At 73.8% G+C, this 18,712-nt stretch carries 14 protein-coding genes; 8 read left to right on the forward strand and 6 right to left on the reverse strand.

All coding sequences use genetic code 11. The features are described 5' to 3' along the window. A partial coding sequence (locus AOK22_RS25050; protein WP_055700976.1) for a coiled-coil domain-containing protein occupies window positions 1-3,725 on the forward strand: 3,725 nt, incomplete at its 5' end. A gap of 40 nt (window positions 3,726-3,765) precedes the next feature. Here AOK22_RS25050 and AOK22_RS25055 read toward each other — a convergent pair. The 5 genes from AOK22_RS25055 to AOK22_RS25075 form a co-directional block, all read right to left on the reverse strand. After that, window positions 3,766-4,884 (reverse strand): aromatic ring-hydroxylating oxygenase subunit alpha, encoded by a 1,119-nt coding sequence (locus AOK22_RS25055; RefSeq protein ID WP_055700977.1) that lies wholly within the window; start codon window positions 4,882-4,884, stop codon window positions 3,766-3,768. 33 nt (window positions 4,885-4,917) lie between these two features. Then, window positions 4,918-6,114: an N-methyl-L-tryptophan oxidase gene (gene solA / locus AOK22_RS25060; RefSeq protein ID WP_055700978.1), complete on the reverse strand. Its 1,197-nt coding sequence runs from the start codon at window positions 6,112-6,114 to the stop codon at window positions 4,918-4,920. A gap of 20 nt (window positions 6,115-6,134) precedes the next feature. Then, window positions 6,135-8,609, reverse strand: coding sequence for a GcvT family protein (locus AOK22_RS25065; RefSeq protein ID WP_055700979.1), 2,475 nt, complete (start codon window positions 8,607-8,609; stop codon window positions 6,135-6,137). Further along, the gene (locus AOK22_RS25070) at window positions 8,606-9,691 is read right to left on the reverse strand and encodes an S-(hydroxymethyl)mycothiol dehydrogenase (RefSeq protein WP_055700980.1); all 1,086 of its coding nucleotides are present in this window, start codon (window positions 9,689-9,691) and stop codon (window positions 8,606-8,608) included. Before AOK22_RS25070 ends, AOK22_RS25065 begins: the two co-directional genes overlap by 4 nt. Before the next feature lie 353 nt (window positions 9,692-10,044). Beyond that, the gene (locus AOK22_RS25075; RefSeq protein WP_237773100.1) at window positions 10,045-10,875 is read right to left on the reverse strand and encodes an IclR family transcriptional regulator; all 831 of its coding nucleotides are present in this window, start codon (window positions 10,873-10,875) and stop codon (window positions 10,045-10,047) included. A gap of 190 nt (window positions 10,876-11,065) precedes the next feature. On the opposite strand from AOK22_RS25075, the gene AOK22_RS25080 reads away from it, so the two are divergent. The 4 genes from AOK22_RS25080 (at window position 11,066) to AOK22_RS25095 (ending at window position 13,643) form a co-directional block, all read left to right on the forward strand. Beyond that, window positions 11,066-11,389, forward strand: coding sequence for a bifunctional 3-phenylpropionate/cinnamic acid dioxygenase ferredoxin subunit (locus AOK22_RS25080; protein ID WP_055700981.1), 324 nt, complete (start codon window positions 11,066-11,068; stop codon window positions 11,387-11,389). A 20-nt stretch (window positions 11,390-11,409) separates the two neighbouring features. Then, complete coding sequence (locus AOK22_RS25085; protein WP_055700998.1) at window positions 11,410-12,630, forward strand: NAD(P)/FAD-dependent oxidoreductase; 1,221 nt, start codon at window positions 11,410-11,412, stop codon at window positions 12,628-12,630. 93 nt (window positions 12,631-12,723) lie between these two features. Further along, a complete protein-coding gene (locus AOK22_RS25090) occupies window positions 12,724-13,155 on the forward strand; it encodes a DUF6003 family protein (RefSeq protein ID WP_055700999.1) in 432 nt (143 codons plus the stop codon). Between the two features lie 95 nt (window positions 13,156-13,250). Further along, window positions 13,251-13,643, forward strand: coding sequence for a DUF2267 domain-containing protein (locus AOK22_RS25095; protein WP_055700982.1), 393 nt, complete (start codon window positions 13,251-13,253; stop codon window positions 13,641-13,643). Between the two features lie 150 nt (window positions 13,644-13,793). Here the strand turns inward: AOK22_RS25095 and AOK22_RS25100 are convergent, their stop codons facing one another. Further along, on the reverse strand, window positions 13,794-14,357 hold the full coding sequence (locus AOK22_RS25100) for a hypothetical protein (RefSeq protein ID WP_425264062.1): 564 nt from the start codon (window positions 14,355-14,357) through the stop codon (window positions 13,794-13,796). A 441-nt stretch (window positions 14,358-14,798) separates the two neighbouring features. Here AOK22_RS25100 and AOK22_RS25105 point away from each other — a divergent pair, with 441 nt between their 5' ends. Genes AOK22_RS25105 through AOK22_RS25115 form a run of 3 tightly spaced genes read left to right on the forward strand, consistent with a single transcriptional unit; the run spans window position 14,799 to window position 18,697 of the window. Continuing rightward, on the forward strand, window positions 14,799-17,807 hold the full coding sequence (locus tag AOK22_RS25105) for a sensor histidine kinase (protein WP_055700983.1): 3,009 nt from the start codon (window positions 14,799-14,801) through the stop codon (window positions 17,805-17,807). Next, entirely contained in the window at window positions 17,804-18,244 is a 441-nt protein-coding gene (locus tag AOK22_RS25110) for a roadblock/LC7 domain-containing protein (protein ID WP_055700984.1), read from the forward strand. Before AOK22_RS25105 ends, AOK22_RS25110 begins: the two co-directional genes overlap by 4 nt. 9 nt (window positions 18,245-18,253) lie before the next feature. Next, on the forward strand, window positions 18,254-18,697 hold the full coding sequence (locus AOK22_RS25115; protein WP_237773101.1) for a DUF742 domain-containing protein: 444 nt from the start codon (window positions 18,254-18,256) through the stop codon (window positions 18,695-18,697). The last annotated feature ends 15 nt before the right edge of the window (window positions 18,698-18,712 follow it).

Consider the following 18,712-nt stretch of genomic DNA (forward strand, 5'->3'; position numbering starts at 1 on the left):
TCGGCCGCATCGTCGACGCCGCCGACACCCGGGCACGCGCGCGTGACGTGCACACGGGCGCCGAGCGCCGCACCAGGACCCTGGCGCGCCGGCTCTCCGCGCGCGCCGTCGAGGAGCGCGGCCGCGCCGCCGACCTCGCCGAGCAGGTCACCGCCGCCGCCCACACCGTCACCGGTGCCGAGCAGGCCCGCGGCACGAGCGCGCTGATCGCCGCCGAACTGGCCTACCGCCACGCCTCCCTGGCGCTCACCGTCGCCGAGAAGGCCGCCGCCGCCCAGCGCCGCGAGCTCGCCGACGCGCGCACCCTGCACTCCGCCTGGCAGGCCGCCGAAGCCGTGCTGCGCCACCGCGCCGCCGCCGACCGCTCCGCGCGCGTGGCGGCCGCGATCCGCGAGGCCGAGCGCGACGCCGCGCCCGCGCTCGCCGCCCGCGCGAAGGCCGCCTCCGACCTCGTCCGCGCCCTGCACACCGCGGCCGAGGGCGCGGAGAACCTCGCGAACGAGGAGGAGGAGCGTTCCGCCGCCCTCCAGGAGACCGGCGAGGCCGCCCACCGCGACGCCACCGCCGCTGCCACCGAGGCCCAGCGCGCCCGCAGCGAGGTCGGCCACCTCAAGCAGCGCCTCGCCGAGGTCGAGCAGGAGACCGCCGAGGCCGTCCGCGCCGGCTGGCTCGACGACACCGCCCCCGACGCCGACCCGGCGCGCGCCGCGCTCGCCGCGAGCGACGCCGAGAAGACCACCGTCGCCGCCTGGGACACCGCCCGCGAGGCCGCCCGCAGGGCCGCCGACCACGCCAAGGAGACGGCCGCCGCCGAGGCCCGCGCCGAACTGACCGCGGCCCGCGCCTCGGACGCCGCGACCGCCGCGGAGGCCGCCCACGACGCCGAGCGCCGCGCCGCCGAGTCCATCGCGTGCAACGAGCGCCTCGCCGAACTCCTGAGCCTGCCCGCCGGCGGTGGCGTGCCGCTGCCCCGCCAGGGAGCCGGGGACTCCGGTGAGCCGGGCCCGGGCGAAGGCGCCCTCTCCGTGGCGGAGCTCGACCGCTCCGCCGACGACCTGCGCACCCTCCTCGAGGACGGCGTCGCCTCGGCCGAGCGGCAGCTCTTCGAACTGCGCACCGCCGCCGCCGACGACTCCCGCATCCTCGGCGCCCTCGGCGACGGCGGCCTCCTGCCGCCCGGTCCCGACGTCCTCGCCACCGTCGAGTTCCTCGGCGAGCACGGCATCCCCGCCCTGCCCGGCTGGCGCTACCTCGCCCAGGCCGTCGACCCCGCCGACCACGCGCGCGTGCTCGCCGCCCGGCCCGAGCTCGTCGACGGCGTCGTCATCACCGACCCCGACACGCACGCCCGCGCCCGCGAGGCGCTCGCCGACGCCGCGCTGCTGCCGCGTTCGGCCGTCGCCGTGGGCACCGCCGCCGCCCTGCTCGCCCCCACCCCGGGCGAGCAGAGCACGGACAGCGGCGTCTTCCTCGTACCGCCGAACCCGGCCATGCACGACGAGCACGCTGCCGACGAGGAGCGCCAGGCCCTGCGCGCACGGGCCACCCAGCGCGACGAGGAGATCCGGGCGCTCGCCGTCCGGCTCGGCAAGGACCGCGAGCTCGCCGCCCGCCTCGGCTCCTGGCGCTCGGGCTGCCCGAGCGGCCGCCTCGCCGAGCTCGCCGCCGCCGCCGAGGAGGCGCGCGCCTTCGCCGAGGAGGCCGAGGCCGAGCTGACCGAGGCCCGCACCGCGCGCGCCGAGGCCGACGAGGCCGCCGGTGAGGCGGCCCGCGTGCGTGACGAGCGCCAGGAGGCCGCCCAGCGGGCCCGGCGCGCCGCCGACGCCCTCGCGGGCCTCGCGTTCCGGCTCCGCGAGCGGGCCGGCTGGCAGGCCAAGCTGCGCGAACTGGCCGACGACGCCGTGGAGTCCGAGGCCCGCGCCCAGACCTGCCTGGACCGGGCGCGCGCCGCCGACGAGGACCGCCGCGCCGCCCAGCGCGCCGCCGACGACGCCCGCCGCACCGCCCGCGCGCTGCGCGCCGAGCGCGCCGAGATCGCCGGCGCCCCCGAGGACGTGCCGGCGGACACCGACGCGCCCAAGACGTCGCTGCCCGCCCTGCGCGAGGCCTACCGCGCGGCCTCCCAGCTCTACGAGAAGGTCGGCGTCGGCGCCGACCTGCGCGCCGAGCAGGCCCGCGCCGAGAGCGACGAGAGCGCCGCCCTCGCCGAGCTCGACCGGCTCAGCAACAAGGTCCGCACCCGCGCGGCCCTGCTCCTCGAAGGCCCCGACGGCTCCGACGGCCCGTCCCGCCAGGCCGCTGCCGCGCGCGCCGAGGCCCAGGTCCAGCTCATCGAGGCGCGTGCCTCCACCGCGAGCGAGCAGCTCGGCCGGCTGCGCGGCGAGGCCGAGCGGCACGCCCCCGAGGACGGCGAGGCCCACACCGAGCTGCCCGAGAACCTCGTGCCCGCCGACGCCGAGCAGGCCCAGGCGCTGCTGCGCACGGCGACCGGCGAACTGGCCGCGCGCACCGAGGCGTTGACCAGCGCCAAGGAGGCCCACGCCGCCCTCCTGCACACCCACCGCGCCACCGAGGACGCGGCCGGCGGCTTCGACGAGACCGCCGCCCTGCTGCGCGACCTGCTCCGCGAGCACCAGGACGAGGAGGGCGAGGAGATCCCCGAGGCCTACCCCGGCTCCCTCGAAGAGGCCCGCCAGTCCGCCGCCGAGGCCCGCCGCTCCCTGCGCGGCTGCGCCGCCGACCTCTCGGCGGCCGAGTCCGCCGTCCGCGAGGCCAGTGACGTCCTCGTACGCCATGCGAACGCGACCCGGTACGAGCAGGTGCGCACCCCCGCCCGCCAGCAGATCCGCGAGCTGCCCGCCTCCGCGCTGCCCGAGCACGCCAAGAAGTGGGCCGACGCCTTCGCGCCCCGACTGCGCGTCCTCACCGACGAGTTGGAACAGCTGGAGCGCAACCGCGACAGCATCGTCGACCGCCTCCGCGGCCTCGTCGAGTCCGCCCTGGCGACCCTGCGCTCCGCCCAGCGCCTGTCCCGGCTGCCCGAGGGCCTTGGGGAGTGGTCGGGCCAGGAGTTCCTGCGCGTCCGCTTCGAGGAGCCCGACCAGGCCACCCTCGTGGAGCGGCTCGGCGAGGTCATCGACGAGGCCACGCGCGCCGCGGTGAAGAAGAACTCGGACATGCGGCGCGACGGCATGTCCCTGCTGCTGCGCGGCGTCCAGGCCGCCCTGGAACCGCGCGGCATCGCCGTGGAGATCCTCAAGCCGGACGCGGTGCTGCGCGCCGAGCGCGTGCCGGTCGGCCAGATGGGCGACGTGTTCTCCGGTGGACAGCTGCTCACCGCGGCCATCGCCCTGTACTGCACGATGGCCGCCCTCCGGAGCAACGACCGGGGCCGTGACAAGCACCGCCACGCGGGCACGCTGTTCCTGGACAACCCCATCGGCCGCGCCAACGCGACGTACCTCCTGGAGCTCCAGCGGGCCGTCTCGGACGCGCTCGGCGTGCAGCTGCTGTACACGACCGGTCTGTTCGACACCACGGCGCTCGCGGAGTTCCCGCTGGTCATCCGCCTGCGGAACGACGCGGACCTGCGGGCGGGCCTGAAGTACATCAGCGTCGAGGAGCACCTGCGTCCGGGCCTGCCGCAGCAGGACCCGGACGGTGAGACGGTGCACGGCGAGATCACCGCGACGCGGATGTACAAGCGGCCCGCGCCGACCGCCTAGGCCACGGGACCGAGTCAGCCGCTAGGCCAGGAGCTTGCCGCTAGGCCAGGAGCTTGGTGAGCCACTCGTGGAACAGGCCGATGTGGTGCTCGGTCGGCACCAGCACCCCGCCCGCCCGATAGGCGCGTGACGCCATCGCGGGCTGGGTGCGCTCGCAGGCCGCGAAGTCCTGCGTGTTGACCCGGTGGAAGAGCTCCACGGACTTGGACAGGTCGGCTCCGGACGCGACGACGTCGGGTGCGTACAGCCAGTCGCACTCGACGACCGTGCGGTCCTCGGCCATGGGGAACATCCGGTGCAGGATCACGTGGTCGGGGACGAGGTTGACGAACACGGTCGGCTTCACGGTGATCGCGTAGTAGCGGCGGTCCTGGTCCTCGGACACCTCCGGCAGCCGTCCGAAGCCCGCGCTGCCGTCGACCGTGAAGCCGCCGACGTCCTCGCCGAACGCGGCGCCGTGTCCCACGTAGTACTGCGCGGCGAAACCGTCCGCGAACTCCGGCAGGACGTCGGTCAGTTCGGGGTGGATCGTCGCGCAGTGGTAGCACTCCATGAAGTTCTCGACGATCAGCTTCCAGTTGGCGCGCACGTCGTACGTGACGCGCTTGCCGAGCGCGAGGTGCTCGGTGCCGTAGTGCTCGATGGACGCCGCGTCGCCGAGCCGTTCGACGGCGGCGCCGACGACGGTCTCCTCGAAGGAGGGCGGATCGTCGGCCAGACACACCCAGGCGTAGCCGAGCCACTCCCGCAGCGCCACCGTGACCAGGCCGTACGCGGCGCGGTCCACGTCCGGCATCCTCACCAGGTTCGGCGCGGCGATCAGCCGGCCGTCCAGGCCGTACGTCCAGGCGTGGTACGGGCACTGGAGGGCGCGGCGCACCTGGCCCGACTCCTCGGTGCACAGCCGGGCGCCGCGGTGGCGGCAGACGTTGAGGAAGGCGCGCAGCTCCCTGGTGCGGGTGCGGGTGATCAGGACGCTCTCGCGCCCCACCCGGACGGTGCGGAACGCGCCGGGTTCGTCGAGGTCGGCGGCGCGCACCGCGCAGAACCAGAGCGCTTCGAAGACGCGTTCCTGCTCCTGCCGGAAGATCTCCGGGGCGGTGTAGTAGTGGCCGGGGAGCGTCGCGATGAGACTCGGGGGCAAGGGGCTCGTCGTCACGGTTCTCGTTCTCCTCAGACGGGGGCGCGCTCCTCAGGCGGGCGCGGCGGAAGCGGACGCGGCGGGCCCCGCGGCGGCCACGGGCGGAGCGCCGAGGCGGCCGGGGTCGAAGAGCCCGATGGGGTGCCCGGTGGTGCCGTCCAGCGCCAGGTCGGCGACGATCTCGCCGACCACGGGCACGAACTTGAAGCCGTGACCGGAGAAGCCGGCCGCGACGGTGACCGACGCGGGGTGCGCCGGGTGGCGCGCGATGACGAAGTGCTCGTCGGGGGAGTTGGAGTACATGCAGGTGGCGGCCTTGACGAAGCGGCCGGGCAGGGCCGGGATGAGCCGGCCCACCTGGTCGGCCATCGCCGTGACCTCGTGGCCGTGGACCGTCCGTTCGATCGTCTCGGGCGTGCAGGGCGTGCCCTTGCGGAAGAAGGCGACCTTCGCGCCGAGGTCGGGTCCGTCGATGGCGGGGAAACCGTAGACCTGGACGCCCTCCGCGTCCTCCCAGATGTAGATCGGGTGGCTGTCGGGACGGAAGGGGCGCACGCCGCCGGTGGGCTGGAACCAGTACATGACCTGGCGCTCGATGGTGAACGGCACCCCGAGGTCGCTCAGCAGCCCCGGCGCCCACGCGCCCGGACAGATCACCAGCTGCCCGGCCGTGTAGGTGTCCTCGGCCGTGTGCACGCGCACGCCGTCCCGGCAGGGCTCCCACCGCGTCATGGGTTCCTCGAAGTGCAGGTCGGCGCCCTGCCGCGTGGCGAGCTGGAGGTGCGCGGCGACGGTGTTCTCGGGGCGGACGAGGCCCGCCCGCGCCTCGTACAGCGCCACCTCGTCGTCGCGCGGGGTGAGGGTCGGGAAGCGGCGGCGGATCTCCTTGGCGTCGAGCATCTCGTGGGGCAGGTCCCAGCGCTCGGCCGAGAGCCGGGAGCCGGACACGGTGCGGCTGTCGGGGCGCCCCAGCATCACGCCGCCGCACAGGGTGGCGATCTCGCGGCCGGTGTCGCGTTCGAGGCGTTCGTAGAGCTCGTAGGCGCGCAGCAGCAGCGGGACGTACGCGGGGTCCTCGAAGTAGGACTGCCGGGTGATGCGCGAACCGCCGTGGCTGGAGCCGCGGGCGTGGACCGGGCCGAACCTCTCCAGGCCGAGGACGCGGGCGCCGCGCGCGGACAGGTGGTGGGCGGCGGCGCTGCCCATGCCGCCGAGGCCGATCACGATCACGTCGTAGGTGGGGGACATGAGGGGGAGTCTCCTGGCGGCTAGCGGCGGATGCGGGTCATCTCCGGGTCGAACAGGGGCTCTTCGGCGACGGTGGCGGGAACCTTCTCGCCGAAGTACTCGACGTGCACGCCGGTGCCGCTCTCCAGCGGCGGCAGCCAGGCGTAGGCGACACAGCGGCCCAGGGTGTACCCGTACGAGGCGCTGGTGACGTACCCGGCCGGGCTGCCGTCGACGTACACGGGTTCCTTGCCGAGGACGACGGCGGCGGGGTCGTCGAGGAGGAGCGGCGTGAGCTTCCGGGCCGGCTCCCCGGCCGCTTCGAGCGCGGAACGCCCCACGAAATCACCCTTGTTCATACGGACGGCGAAGCCGACGCCCGCCTCCTCGGGGGTGTGCTCGGTGGTCATGTCGTGGCCCCAGGCGCGGTAGCCCTTCTCCAGGCGCAGGCTGTTGAACGCGGACCGGCCGGCCGCGATCACCCCGTGCTCGCGGCCCGCCTCCCACAGGGTGTCCCAGAGGCGGAGCCCCAGGTCGGCGGTGGTGTACAGCTCCCAGCCCAGCTCGCCGACGTAGCTCAGGCGCAGCGCGGTCACCGGGACGTGCCCGAGGCAGGTCTCCTTGGCCTTGAAGTAGCCGAACGCCTCGTGGGAGAAGTCGTCGTGGGTGAGCGGCTGCACGAGCGCGCGGGCCAGCGGCCCCCAGACGCCGACGCAGCAGGTCCCGGAGGTGATGTCCCTGAGGTGGACGTCGGCGGGGGCGTGCCGGAGCAGCCAGTCCAGGTCGGCGGGGGAGTTGGCGCCGACCTGGAAGCGGTCGGGCGCGAGACGTGCCACGGTCAGGTCGGAGCGGATGCCGCCCGCCGCGTCGAGCAGCAGCGTGTAGGTGACCGAACCGGGTTTTCTGGCGAGGTTGTTGGTGGTCATGCGCTGCAGGAAGGCGAGCGCGCCGGGGCCCGTGACCTCCAGGCGGCGCAGCGGCGTCATGTCGTAGAGGGCGACCTTCTCGCGGGTGGCGCGGGCCTCGGCCGCCGCGATCGGGGACCAGTGGCGCGCGGCCCAGGGATCGCGCTCCCCCAGCCCCATGACCTCGGTCAGCCTCCCCTCGGCCCGGAGCCCGTCGGCCAGCGGGGCGTTGGCCTCGTACCAGTGCGGGCGTTCCCAGCCGCCGCCCTCCAGGAAGACCGCGCCCAGCTCCTGCTGGCGCGCGTAGAAGGGGCTGACCCGTAGGGGACGCGGCCGCTCCATCGGCTGGAGCGGGTGGATCACGTCGTACACCTCGACGAACTGCTGCGCGCCGCGCTCGGCGACGTACGCGGGGGAGCGCTGCGCGTCCTCGAAGCGGGTCAGGTCGCAGTCGTGCAGGTCGAGGGAGGGCCGTCCGTCGACCATCCACTCGGCGACCGCCCTGGCGACGCCCGCGGAGTGCGTGACCCACACGGCCTCCGCCAGCCAGAAGCCGCGCAGGACACGGGACTCGCCGAGCACCGGCATGCCGTCGGGCGTGAAGGAGAAGACGCCGTTGAAGCCCTCCTCGATCTCCGCCTCCTTCAGGGCGGGGAGCAGCCACCGGCAGTCCTCCCAACTGGGCGCGAAGTCCTCCTCGGTGAACGGGTACGAGGACGGCATGTCCTCGGCGTCGTCGTACGCGGGGACCGTGAACGCGTCGACGGGCAGCGGCCGGTGGGCGTACGAACCGATGCCGATGCGGTCGTGGTGCTCGCGGAAGTACAGGTCGCGGTCCTGGAAGCGGAGGATCGGACGCGAGGCTTCCGGAAGGGGCCCCGCGGCACCCGCGAGTTCGGGCAGGGGCGCCGTCCTCGCGTACTGGTGGGCGAGCGGCAGCAGCGGTACGTCGACGCCGGCCATGCGGCCGACCACCGGACCCCAGAACCCGGCCGCGGAGACCACGTGATCGGCGGGGAACGTGCCGCGGTCGGTGACGACGGCGGTGACACGGCCGTCGTCCCGCTCGATGCCCGTCACGGTGTGCCGGTCGAGAAAACGCGCTCCACGCGCGCGTGCCCGCTCCATCTGCGCGCGGCAGGCCGGTACGGCGCGGGCCAGGCCGTCGTCGGGCGTGTGCAGTCCGCCGTACACCTTGGTCTCGTCGACGAGCGGCCACAGCTCCTTGCAGCGCGCGGGGCCGACGAGTTCGGCCCGCACGCCCCAGGACGCGGCGAGCCCTGCCTTGCGGTGCAGGTCGGCCCAGCGCTCGGGCGTCGTGGCCAGCTCCAGGCCGCCGACGGCGTTGAAGCAGGGCAGGCCGTCCGCCTCCAGCGCGCCGAACTTCTCCACGGTGTAAGAGGCGAACGCGGTCAGTGTCCGGGACGGGCTCGTCCGGAAGACCAGCCCCGGCGCGTGCGAGGTGGAGCCGCCCGGAGCGGGCAGCGGCCCCTGGTCGAGGACGGTGACGTCGGTCCAGCCGCGGGCGGTCAGCTCGTCGGCGAGGGAGCAGCCGACGACGCCGGCGCCGATGACGACGACGCGCGGACCCCCGGTCCGGATGCCGCTCACAGGACCACCACCGAGCGCAGCACCTCACCCCGGTGCATCCGGGCGAACGCCTCCTCCACCTGCTCCAGGGGGATGGTCTCGGAGACGAAGCCGCCGAGGTCGAGACGGCGGCTGAGGTACTGGTCGACCAGGATCGGGAAGTCGCGGGTGGGCAGACAGTCGCCGTACCACGACGACTTGAGGGCGCCGCCCCGCGAGAACAGGTCGATCAGCGGGAGGTCGACCGTCATCTCCGGGTCGGGCACCCCGACCTGCACGAGCACGCCCGCGTGGTCGCGCATGGAGAAGGCCTGCCGGTACGTCGACGGGGTGCCGACGGCGTCGATCGCGACGTCGACTCCGTGGCCCGCGGTCAGCTCGCGGACCGCCGTGACCGGGTCCGTTCCGCGGGAGTTGACGGTGTGCGTGGCGCCGAACCGGGTCGCGCCGTCCAGCTTCGCGTCGTCGATGTCGACGGCGATGACGCGGCGGGCCCCGGCCAGGGACGCCCCGGCGATCGCCGCGTTGCCGACGCCGCCGCAGCCGATGACCGCGACGGTGTCGCCGCGGCCGACCCCGCCGGTGTTCACGGCGGCCCCGTACCCCGCCATCACGCCGCAGCCAATCAGGGCCACGGCTTCGGGGCGGGCCGCCGGGTCGACCTTCACGGCCTGCCCGGCGGCCACCAGGGTCTTCTCGGCGAAGGCCCCGATGCCGAGGGCGGGGGCGAGCGGCGTGCCGTCCAGGAGCGTCATGGGCTGTGCGGCGTTGCGCGAGTCGAAGCAGTACCAGGGGCGGCCGCGCAGACAGGAACGGCAGGCACCGCAGGGCGCGCGCCAGGCGATCACGACGCAGTCGCCGGGGACGAGATCGGCGACGTCCGCCCCGACCGCCTCGACGGTCCCGGCCGCCTCGTGGCCGAGCAGGAACGGGAAGTCGTCGCTGATCGCGCCCTCCCGGTAGTGCAGATCGGTGTGGCAGACCCCGCAGGCCTGCACGGAGACGAGTACCTCACCCGGGCCGGGATCTGGCACGACGATCGTCTGCACCTCGACGGGTGCGCCCTTCTTCGCGGCGACGACGGCACGGACCTCGTGGGGCACGGCCAGACTCCTCTGCTCTTGCGCACGTCAGGACGGCGTGGGTGGGTACGGCGGGATGGCCCCTGTCGCGTACGGCAGGAAGATGTTGTTGCGCTGTGCACGATCGGTTGCGCTATGAGAGACATAGTGGGAACGCCATCAAGAGGCCGTCAAGGGGGCGGAGTTAAGCCTTGGCAAATCCGCGGGACGCGGCGAAACGTGACGGACATGTGCGTGGGTGCGTGGCGGATGCGCGAGAGGGCGCGTGGCGGACACGGGAGAGGGCTCATGGCGGATATGCGCGAGGGCGGGACCAGGAATCCCTGGTCCCGCCCTCGATGTCCTGCCCTCCCGCGTGCCCTCGGGGCCGTCCGTCAGAAGCCGTACCCCATCCGCCGGGACAGCTCCACGGCCGCCGCGACCGTGCGCTTGGCGAGCTCGGTCAGGCGGTCCTCGGTCAGCCGGTAGACGGGCCCGGACGCGCTGAGCGCGCCGATCACCTTGCCGTCGTGCGCGCGCACCGGCGCGGCGACGGCCGCGAGGCCCACCTCCAACTCCTCGACGGCGACGGCGAATCCCTGCTCGATCACGGACTCCAGCTCGCCGCGCAGCGCCGCCGTCCCGGTCACCGTGTGCTCGGTCAGACGCGGCAGCGTGCGCGCCATCAGGCCCTCGCGCAGCGTCGTCGGCAGATGCGCGAGGAGCACCTTGCCGCTGGACGTGGCGTGCAGCGGGGTGCGCCGGCCCAGCCAGTTCTGGGCGGTCACCGAGGCCGGGCCGCGGGCCTGCATGATGTTGACCGCGGCGTCGTCGTCCAGGACAGCGATGTTGACCGTCTCGCCCAGCTCGTCCGCGAGCTCCCGGCAGACGGGACCGCCCTCCTGGGAGATGTCCATGCGCACTGCCGCCGCCCCCGCGAGGCGGAGTACGCCCGCACCCAGGAAGTACTTCCCGCGGTCCTTCGCCTGCCCCACCAGGCCGCGGTTCTCCAGCACGCCCACGAGCCGGAACGCCGTCGACTTGTGCACCCCCAACTCGTCGGCGATCTCCGTGACTCCGGCCTCCCCGAGCCGCGCGAGGATCTCCAGCACGCTCACCGCGCGGTCCACGGACTGGACGGACCCGGCGGATCCCTTCGACTGCCGCTCGCCCGACTCTCCGCGCGTCGCCCTGCCCTGATCAGCCTGTTTCCGCGTGCCCGTCATATCTGAACTCTCACCACCTGGCGGCCCGTTGGGGCCGCGTCTTCGGGAAGCCCTTGACGCGGTGGGCGCCCCGACCGGATTCTGTTGCGCATAGCGCTCCCTCGTGCGCCATGCGAAACATCATGTTACCGAAGGGTCTTGGTCCCCGAAGGGCCCAGGACCGGGCCTTACGACACGAAGAGGGGGGCCCATGATTCCCGTCTGCCGCCTCGAAGACCTCCCCGCGGGCGAGTCCGTCCGCCTCGACACCACGCCGCCCGTCGCGGTGTTCAACGCCGACGGCGAGCTCTTCGCCGTCGACGACACATGCAGCCACCAGGACGCGTCCCTGTCCGAGGGATGGCTGGAGGGCTGTCTGGTCGAATGCCCGCTTCACGCCGCCTCATTCGATCTCCGCACAGGTCGGCCCACCTGTCTGCCCGCGCGCAAGCCCGTGCGCACCCATCAGGTGTACGTGGAGGACGGCATGATCCACGTGCGGCTGACCGGCGTGGAGGAGGGGTCCGCCGCATGAGTGCCGTCGCCGAGGGGCCGATGCGGACCGTCGTCGTGGTCGGCGCCTCGCTCGCGGGCCTGTACGCCGCGCGGGAACTGCGCGCCCAGGGCTTCGACGGCCGCCTGGTCGTCGTCGGCGCGGAGCCGCACCAGCCCTACGACCGGCCGCCGCTGTCCAAGGAGTTCCTCGCGAAGGACGACGCCGATGGCGGCGGTCAGGGGGAGCGGCAACTCGCCCTGTGCGATCCGGAGGAGATCACCGAGCTGGCCGCCGAGTGGATCCTCGGCACGCGCGCGTGCGCGCTCGACGCGCGCGGTCGCGGGGTCGTCCTCGACGACGGCCGCGCCCTGGCGGCCGACGGGGTGGTCATCGCCACCGGGGCGTCCGCGCGGCGCCTTCCCGGGCCGTCGTACGCGGGCGTCCACGTCCTGCGGACCCTGGACGACGCCCGCGCGCTCCGGGCGGACCTGACCCGGGGACCGCGCCGCGTGGTGGTGATCGGCGGCGGTTTCATCGGCGCGGAGACCACGTCCTCGTGCGCGGCGCTCGGTCATGACGTCACGGTCGTCGAGGCCGCGCCGCTTCCGCTCGCCGCCCAACTGGGCGCGGAGCTGGCCTCGGTGTGCGCGAGGCTGCACGCGCGGGGCGGCGCGCGACTGCTGACGGGTGTGGGGGTGGCGGCACTGCGGGGAGCCCCGGGCGGTCCCGAGGCCGCCGTCACGGGCGTGGAACTGGCCGACGGCCGGCTGCTGCCCGCCGACGTGGTCGTCGTCGGCATCGGGGCGATCCCGAACACCGGCTGGCTCGTGGGCTCGCCGCTCGCGGTGGCGGACGGGGTCCTGTGCGACGACGGCTGCGTGACCGCGCTGCCCCAGGTCGTCGCGGTGGGCGATGTCGCCCGCGTGGGCGGTGTCCGCGCCGAGCACTGGACGAGCGCCACGGAACAACCCCGCGTAGCCGTACGGAATCTGCTCGCAGGCCGCACGGTCGAGGCGGCGCGCCCGCTGCCGTACTTCTGGTCCGATCAGTACGGCTCCCGCGTGCAGTTCGCCGGACGGCGGGGCGAGGGCGACACCGTACGCGTCATCGAGGGCTCGCCCGACGTGCTCGACGAGGGCGGCCTCCTGGCCGTGTACGAACGTGCGGGCCGCACCACGGCGGCCCTGTCGATCGACAGGGCCCGCCCCTTCATGAAGGTGCGCAGGGCTCTCGCCGCCGCGTGGGCGGCCGACGCCACAGGGGGCGGTTTCGCCGCTTGATCGTTGAGCAGGATGACCGGCAAGGGGGCTCCTGGGCGCTAACATCGGGCGATCCTCGGGTCCTATGCCGTCCTCTGCGAGAGAGCCGTGACCATGGCTGACGATGCCCTGCTTTTCGTACTTCCGGAACGTCACCCCCGCTTGGGCGCCGCCCTCGCCGCAGTCGGGGAACTGGAGTGTGCCGGGACACCGGCGGTGCACGGCTGGCTGCAGGCGCACGGCGTGCCCGCCGAGTCGGAGCGGGTGCGGATCCTGCCCGCCGGCGCCGAGTCCTTCGTGCCGGAGGACGCCGAGCAACTGCCCGTGCCGCTGAGCGAGGAGGAGACGCTGCGCGTGCAGCAGGCCTGTTCGCCGCAGTCCGTCACCGACATGGAGGGCGAACTGCTGACGTACCGGGAGACCACCCGGGACTGGCGGGCCCTGGTGCACCGCGCCCTGACCGCCGGCATTCCCGCACCGCGCATCGCACAGCTGACCGGCCTGGATCCGAAGGACATCGCGCTGGCCGAGTCGCCGGAGGGGTGACAGCGGCCTAGCGGCACCGGCAACCCGAGCCGCCGGGCGGCGAATCACCCTCGCAGAAGCGCGGCTCGTCACCGGCCCGGGCCCATACTTCGTCCATGAACAGCTCTTTGGAAGGTTTCCTCGGCGCGGTCGCGCAGCGAGGGGGGTACGAGGCGCAGGGCGAGGCCGCGACGGCTCTGCGCGCCGTGCTGGAGGTCCTGGGCGGACACCTGGTGGGTGACGACCGCATGGACCTCGCCGCGCTGCTGCCCCAGCAGTGCGCCCCGTTGCTGGCCGAAGCGGTGCCTGCCAGCGAACCGTTGACTCCGGACGCGTTCATCGACGCGGTGGCGGCGCGGGAGTCCGGTGACCCGACGGAGGCCAGGCGCGCGGTGACCGCTGTCCTCGGCGCGCTGTCGGACGCCGTGGACGACGCGCTGCTCCGGCGCATCATCACGCAGCTCCCGCCCGGACACGCGGGGTTGTTCGGGCGTACGGATCCGCACTAGCGCGGGCTCTCGGAGAGGCGGAGCCGGACGCCGACACCGGCGTCGGTGCGTCCGCTGCCTTCGCCGGCCCGCAGGGGTGCTCGGCGGCCGACGCGAAGACACCGCTGTCGACCGCGGCCGCGAGAACCGTGGGAGCGAGCGCGGTGGCAGTCACGAGTGCGACAACTGCCCGGCCCCGCCCCGGTTCCGTATCCGCTCCTTGCCGCGTGCCGCCGCCCGCGCCTGGCGTCGGGCCCTGCGCCGCTCGCGCCGCAGCCGTCGCGCCGTGCTGCTCGGCACCGAGACGACTCCGTACCGCTGATTCCACACCTGGCGCGTCACCCAGACGTCGAGCACGCCCCAGGTGGCCACGACCGTGCTGGCCACGCTGCTCAGGACCATGGGGAAGGAGAGCCAGGACCCGGCGAGGGTGGCCAGGAAGGCGACCATCGCCTGGACGAGGGTGAGCGCCACGATGATCACGGCCCGCACGGCCGCCGTCCGCACCGGATCGGCGAGCCGTCTCCGCCGGGCCGGCTCCTCCACCCACAACTGCCGACGCCGAGCGGGCTGATCACGCTCTCGCGGCACCGCGCCCCACGCCGCGGCCACCTCTTCGATCGTGCTGCTCCCGGACCCCGCCGTGCCGCTCCCGTACTCGGCCGTCCGCGCCGCGCCGGCGGAGCTGGAGGCTCCGCTTTCGGACGCCCCGTGGCGCTCTGCCGTGCCCATCATGTCGTCACTCCCCCCGGATGCCTTGCGGCCGTTCATGGAGCACCCTCCGGATCAACTCACCAGTGGCTGCCCGTTTTGCTGCGCTACATGCCGACCGTCCGCGGGTACGCCCCGTGGCCGGTCCTCGACCCATCGCTCTCATCCTGTTGGACGATCGAGAGATCGGAAAGATTCCCGTTCCGCTTCCGTCCAGCGAAGAATTCCGGCCAACTGGCGTACGGCGAAAGGAGAATGGGGGCGGGTGGCATGCCCCACATGCTGGGACGCAATCTCCCGTAATGGAGGGACAACTGGGGATGTCCCTTTCGCGTCACGGCTGAAAAGTGCTCGGAAGTGCCTTCGAGTTGCTCGTGAGTCGGTAGTAGGCTCGCGCCGTTTGTTGACGCACATGTGTGCCCCTGGCCCATGCAACGGCCGCAGGGGGCCGATCTAGGGGAGGCCATGCGCTTTCGCGGGAAGTCCATCCGCCGGAAGATCGTGGCGCTGCTGCTCGTGCCGCTGCTTTCCCTGACCGCGATCTGGGGATTCGCCACGGTCATCACCGGCCGTGAGGCGGCCAGGCTGCTCGACACCGCCAAGGTCGTCGACAAGGTCGGCTACCCGATCGAGGACACGATCCGGGTGATCCAGCAGGAACGCCGTCAGACCGTCGTCTACCTCGCGGACCCACGCGCGTCCGACGCCCTCGCGGGGCTGCGCCGCAGCCGCGACGCGACGGACGAGGTGATCGCCGAGGTCCGGTCGAACGCGCAGGACTCCAGTGTCCGCGACAGCATCGACGGGAGCTCGCGCAAGCGGCTCACCGCGCTCCTGGAGGCCTTCGACGGCGTCGAGTCCCTGCGCCACAGCGTCGAAGAGGGCACGATCAGCCGCGCCGGCGCCCTGAAGATGTACACCAAGCTGGTCGACCCCTGCTTCAGCCTGCTCAACACCCTGAACGGCTTCGCGGGCCTCGACGAGGTCAGCTTCGACCAGCAGGGCCGCGCGATCGTGGGCGTCACCCGCGCGCGCGAACTGCTCTCCCGCGAGGACGCGCTGCTCGGCTCGGCCCTCGTCGCGCGGCGCGTCACGGGTCCCGAGATCCGGCAGATCGCCGAACTCCGGGCGCAGCGCACCCTCTTGTACGAGGTCAACCTCGCGCAGCTCCCCGAGGACGACCGCGGCCGCTACGAGCGCTACTGGAACGGCGCCGAGACCGCCCAGCTCCGCAAGGCGGAGAAGGACGTCATCGAGTCCGAGCCCGGCACCCCGCGCGCGGTGACGTCCCAGCACTGGGACAGCACCTCGGGCCGCGTGCTCAAGGAGCTGTCCGAGCGCGACGTCGAGGCGAGCGACCGCTTCCGCGAACGCGTCGAGCCCGAGGCCTTCGACGTGGTCCTGCGCGTGATCGTCGCCGGCGTGCTCGGCCTGGTCGCCCTGCTGCTCTCGCTCTTCATGTCCGTACGCATCGGCCGCGGCCTCATCCGCGACCTGCGCCGCCTGCGGCTGGAGGCCCACGAGGCCTCCGGCGTCCGGCTGCCGGGCGTGCTGCGCCGCCTCGCGGCCGGCGAGAAGGTCGACGTGGAGACCGAGGCGCCCCGGCTGACGTACGGCAAGGACGAGATCGGGCAGGTCGGACAGGCCCTCAACACCCTTCAGCGCGCCGCCGTCGAGGCCACCGTGAAACAGGCCGACCTGCGCAACGGCGTCTCCGAGGTCTTCGTGAACCTCGCCCGCCGCAGCCAGGTCCTGCTGCACAAGCAGCTCACCCTCCTGGACACCATGGAGCGCAGGACCGAGGACACCGACGAACTCGCCGACCTCTTCCGCCTCGACCACCTCACCACCCGCATGCGCCGTCACGCCGAGGGCCTGGTGATCCTCTCCGGCGCCGCCCCGTCGCGGCAGTGGCGCAAGCCCGTCCAGCTCATGGACGTCGTCCGTGCCGCCGTCGCCGAGGTCGAGGACTACGAGCGCATCGAGGTGCGCCGCCTGCCCCGCATCGCGGTCACCGGCCCCGCCGTCGCCGACCTCACGCACCTGATGGCCGAACTCCTGGAGAACGCCACGGTGTTCTCGCCCCCGCACACCGCGGTGCAGGTCCTCGGCGAGCACGTCGCCAACGGATTCACCCTGGAGATCCACGACCGCGGTCTCGGCATGACCGCCGACGCGCTCCTGGACGCCAACCTGCGGCTCGCCGAGACCCCCGAGTTCGAGCTGTCCGACACCGACCGGCTCGGTCTGTTCGTGGTCAGCCGGCTCGCCCAGCGCCAGCGCGTCCGCGTCTCGCTGCAGCCCTCTCCGTACGGCGGCACGACCGCCGTCGTCTTCATCCCCGAGGCCCTGCTCACCGACGACGTGCCCGACACCGGAGGCGTCGGCTTCCGCCTCGACCGGCCCCAGCCCAAGGAGGCGACGGCCGGGGCGGACACCGCGGCCGACCGCGCGGCGGCCCTCTCCCAGGTGCCCGTCCAACTTCCCGGCCTGCCCGCCTCCGTGCTCGACGGCCCCGTCGAACTGGAGGCGCCCGTCGGCATCGCGGACCTCGACGCCTTCCCCGGCGCCCTCGACGACGAGGACAGCGAGCGCGGCGGCCTGTTCCGCCCGCGCCGCCGAGTGGCCGGGGCGCCCGGTGAACAGCACCAGCAGGCCCGCGACGACCGCGAGGCGAGCCGCGCGGAGCCGACCCGCCGCGAGACCGGCCCCTCGCGCTTCGACGACGAATCCCTCGACAGCTCCCACGGCGCGGGTCCCGTGCCGCTGCCGCGCCGCAGGACGCCGAAGCTGGTCAGTTCGCACGGCCGCCCCGTGACGCACAGCAGGCCCCAGGACGGCAGGTCGCAGGACGGCCGCGCCCAGGACGGCCGGGCCCGCGACAGCCGGAGCCAGGAGAGCAGAACCCAGGAGAGCCGGACCCAGGACGGCAGGGTCCCCGAAGGCAGGCTCCAGGGCGGCGGCAGGCTCCAGGCGAGCCGGCCGCAGGACGACCGGCTCGGGGGGAGCAGGCCCATGGACCCCGCGGCCGAGGACGGGGTTCCGGAGCGGCCGCGGTCGCTGACGGAATGGCCTGATCTGGCGCCACCGCACCGGGACGTCACGGCCGTCGACGACGCGCCCGCGGAGCTTCCCCGGCGCGGCCGCCGCTCCACCGCCCAGGACCGGGCGCCGCAGGAGCGGCCCGCGGGCCGGAGCGGATCCGCCGGGGACGGCGGTTCCGGCACGACCGCTCTGGGCGGACTGCCCCGCCGGGTCCGGCAGGCCAGCCTCGCCCCGCAGCTGAAGAACAGCCCCGACCAGCGCCCCGACCGCGCCGAGACCCGGCCGGAGGAGCGCGACGCCGAAGAGGTACGCAGCCGCATGGCATCGCTGCAGCGGGGCTGGCAGCGCGGCCGCGACGAGAACGCCGCGGGCGACGACGCCACGAACGGCACAGCACCAGGAACGACATCTGAGGGGGACGGTCGATGACCGCACCGAAGGCCGACGCACGCACCACCACGACCGGCGGGCGGGGAGAGCTCAACTGGCTCCTCGACGACCTGGTGCAGCGCGTCGCCAGCATCCGCAAGGCGCTCGTCCTCTCGGGCGACGGCCTGCCGACCGGCGTGTCCAAGAACCTGACCAGGGAGGACAGCGAGCACCTCGCCGCCGTCGCCTCCGGTTTCCACAGCCTCGCCAAGGGCGTGGGCCGCCACTTCGAGGCGGGCCGGGTCCGCCAGACGGTGGTCGAGCTCGACGACGCGTTCCTCTTCGTCACGGCCGCGGGCGACGGCAGCTGCCTCGCCGTCCTCGCGGACGCCGATTCCGATGTCGGTCTGGTGGCCTACGAAATGACGCTGCTGGTCAAGAGGGTGGGTGTGCATCTGGGTACGGCGCCGCGCACGGACCTGCCCGCCGGGGGGTAGTGGGAGGTCATGAGCGACGACGGTCGAGGGACTCAGCGGACAGAGGCCAGGCAGGAGATATCGCGGGCGCAGGAGACGCCCAGCTGGTTCGACGACGACGCCGGCCCGGTCGTGCGTCCGTACGCCATGACGCGCGGGCGCACCACGAGCCCCGGGCAGCACCGCCTCGATCTCATCGCGGTCGTCATCGCCGAGGCCTGGGCGAGCGACGCCCGGGAGGCCGACCAGACGCTGTCTCCGGAGCACGTGGACATCGTCGAGCTCTGCCGTGACACGCCCCAGTCGGTCGCCGAGCTGGCGGCCGAACTCGACCTGCCCATCGGCGTGGTCCGCGTCCTCATCGGCGACCTCGTCGACGACGAACTGGTGCACGTGACGCGTCCCGTGCCCCCCGCCGAGCTGCCGGACGAGAGTATTCTGCGCGACGTGATCAACGGCCTCCGGGCGCTCTGAACAGCGCGGAAGCGG

It is taken from the genome of Streptomyces silaceus, assembly GCF_001419745.1.
Taxonomy (GTDB): Bacteria; Actinomycetota; Actinomycetes; order Streptomycetales; family Streptomycetaceae; genus Streptomyces; species Streptomyces silaceus.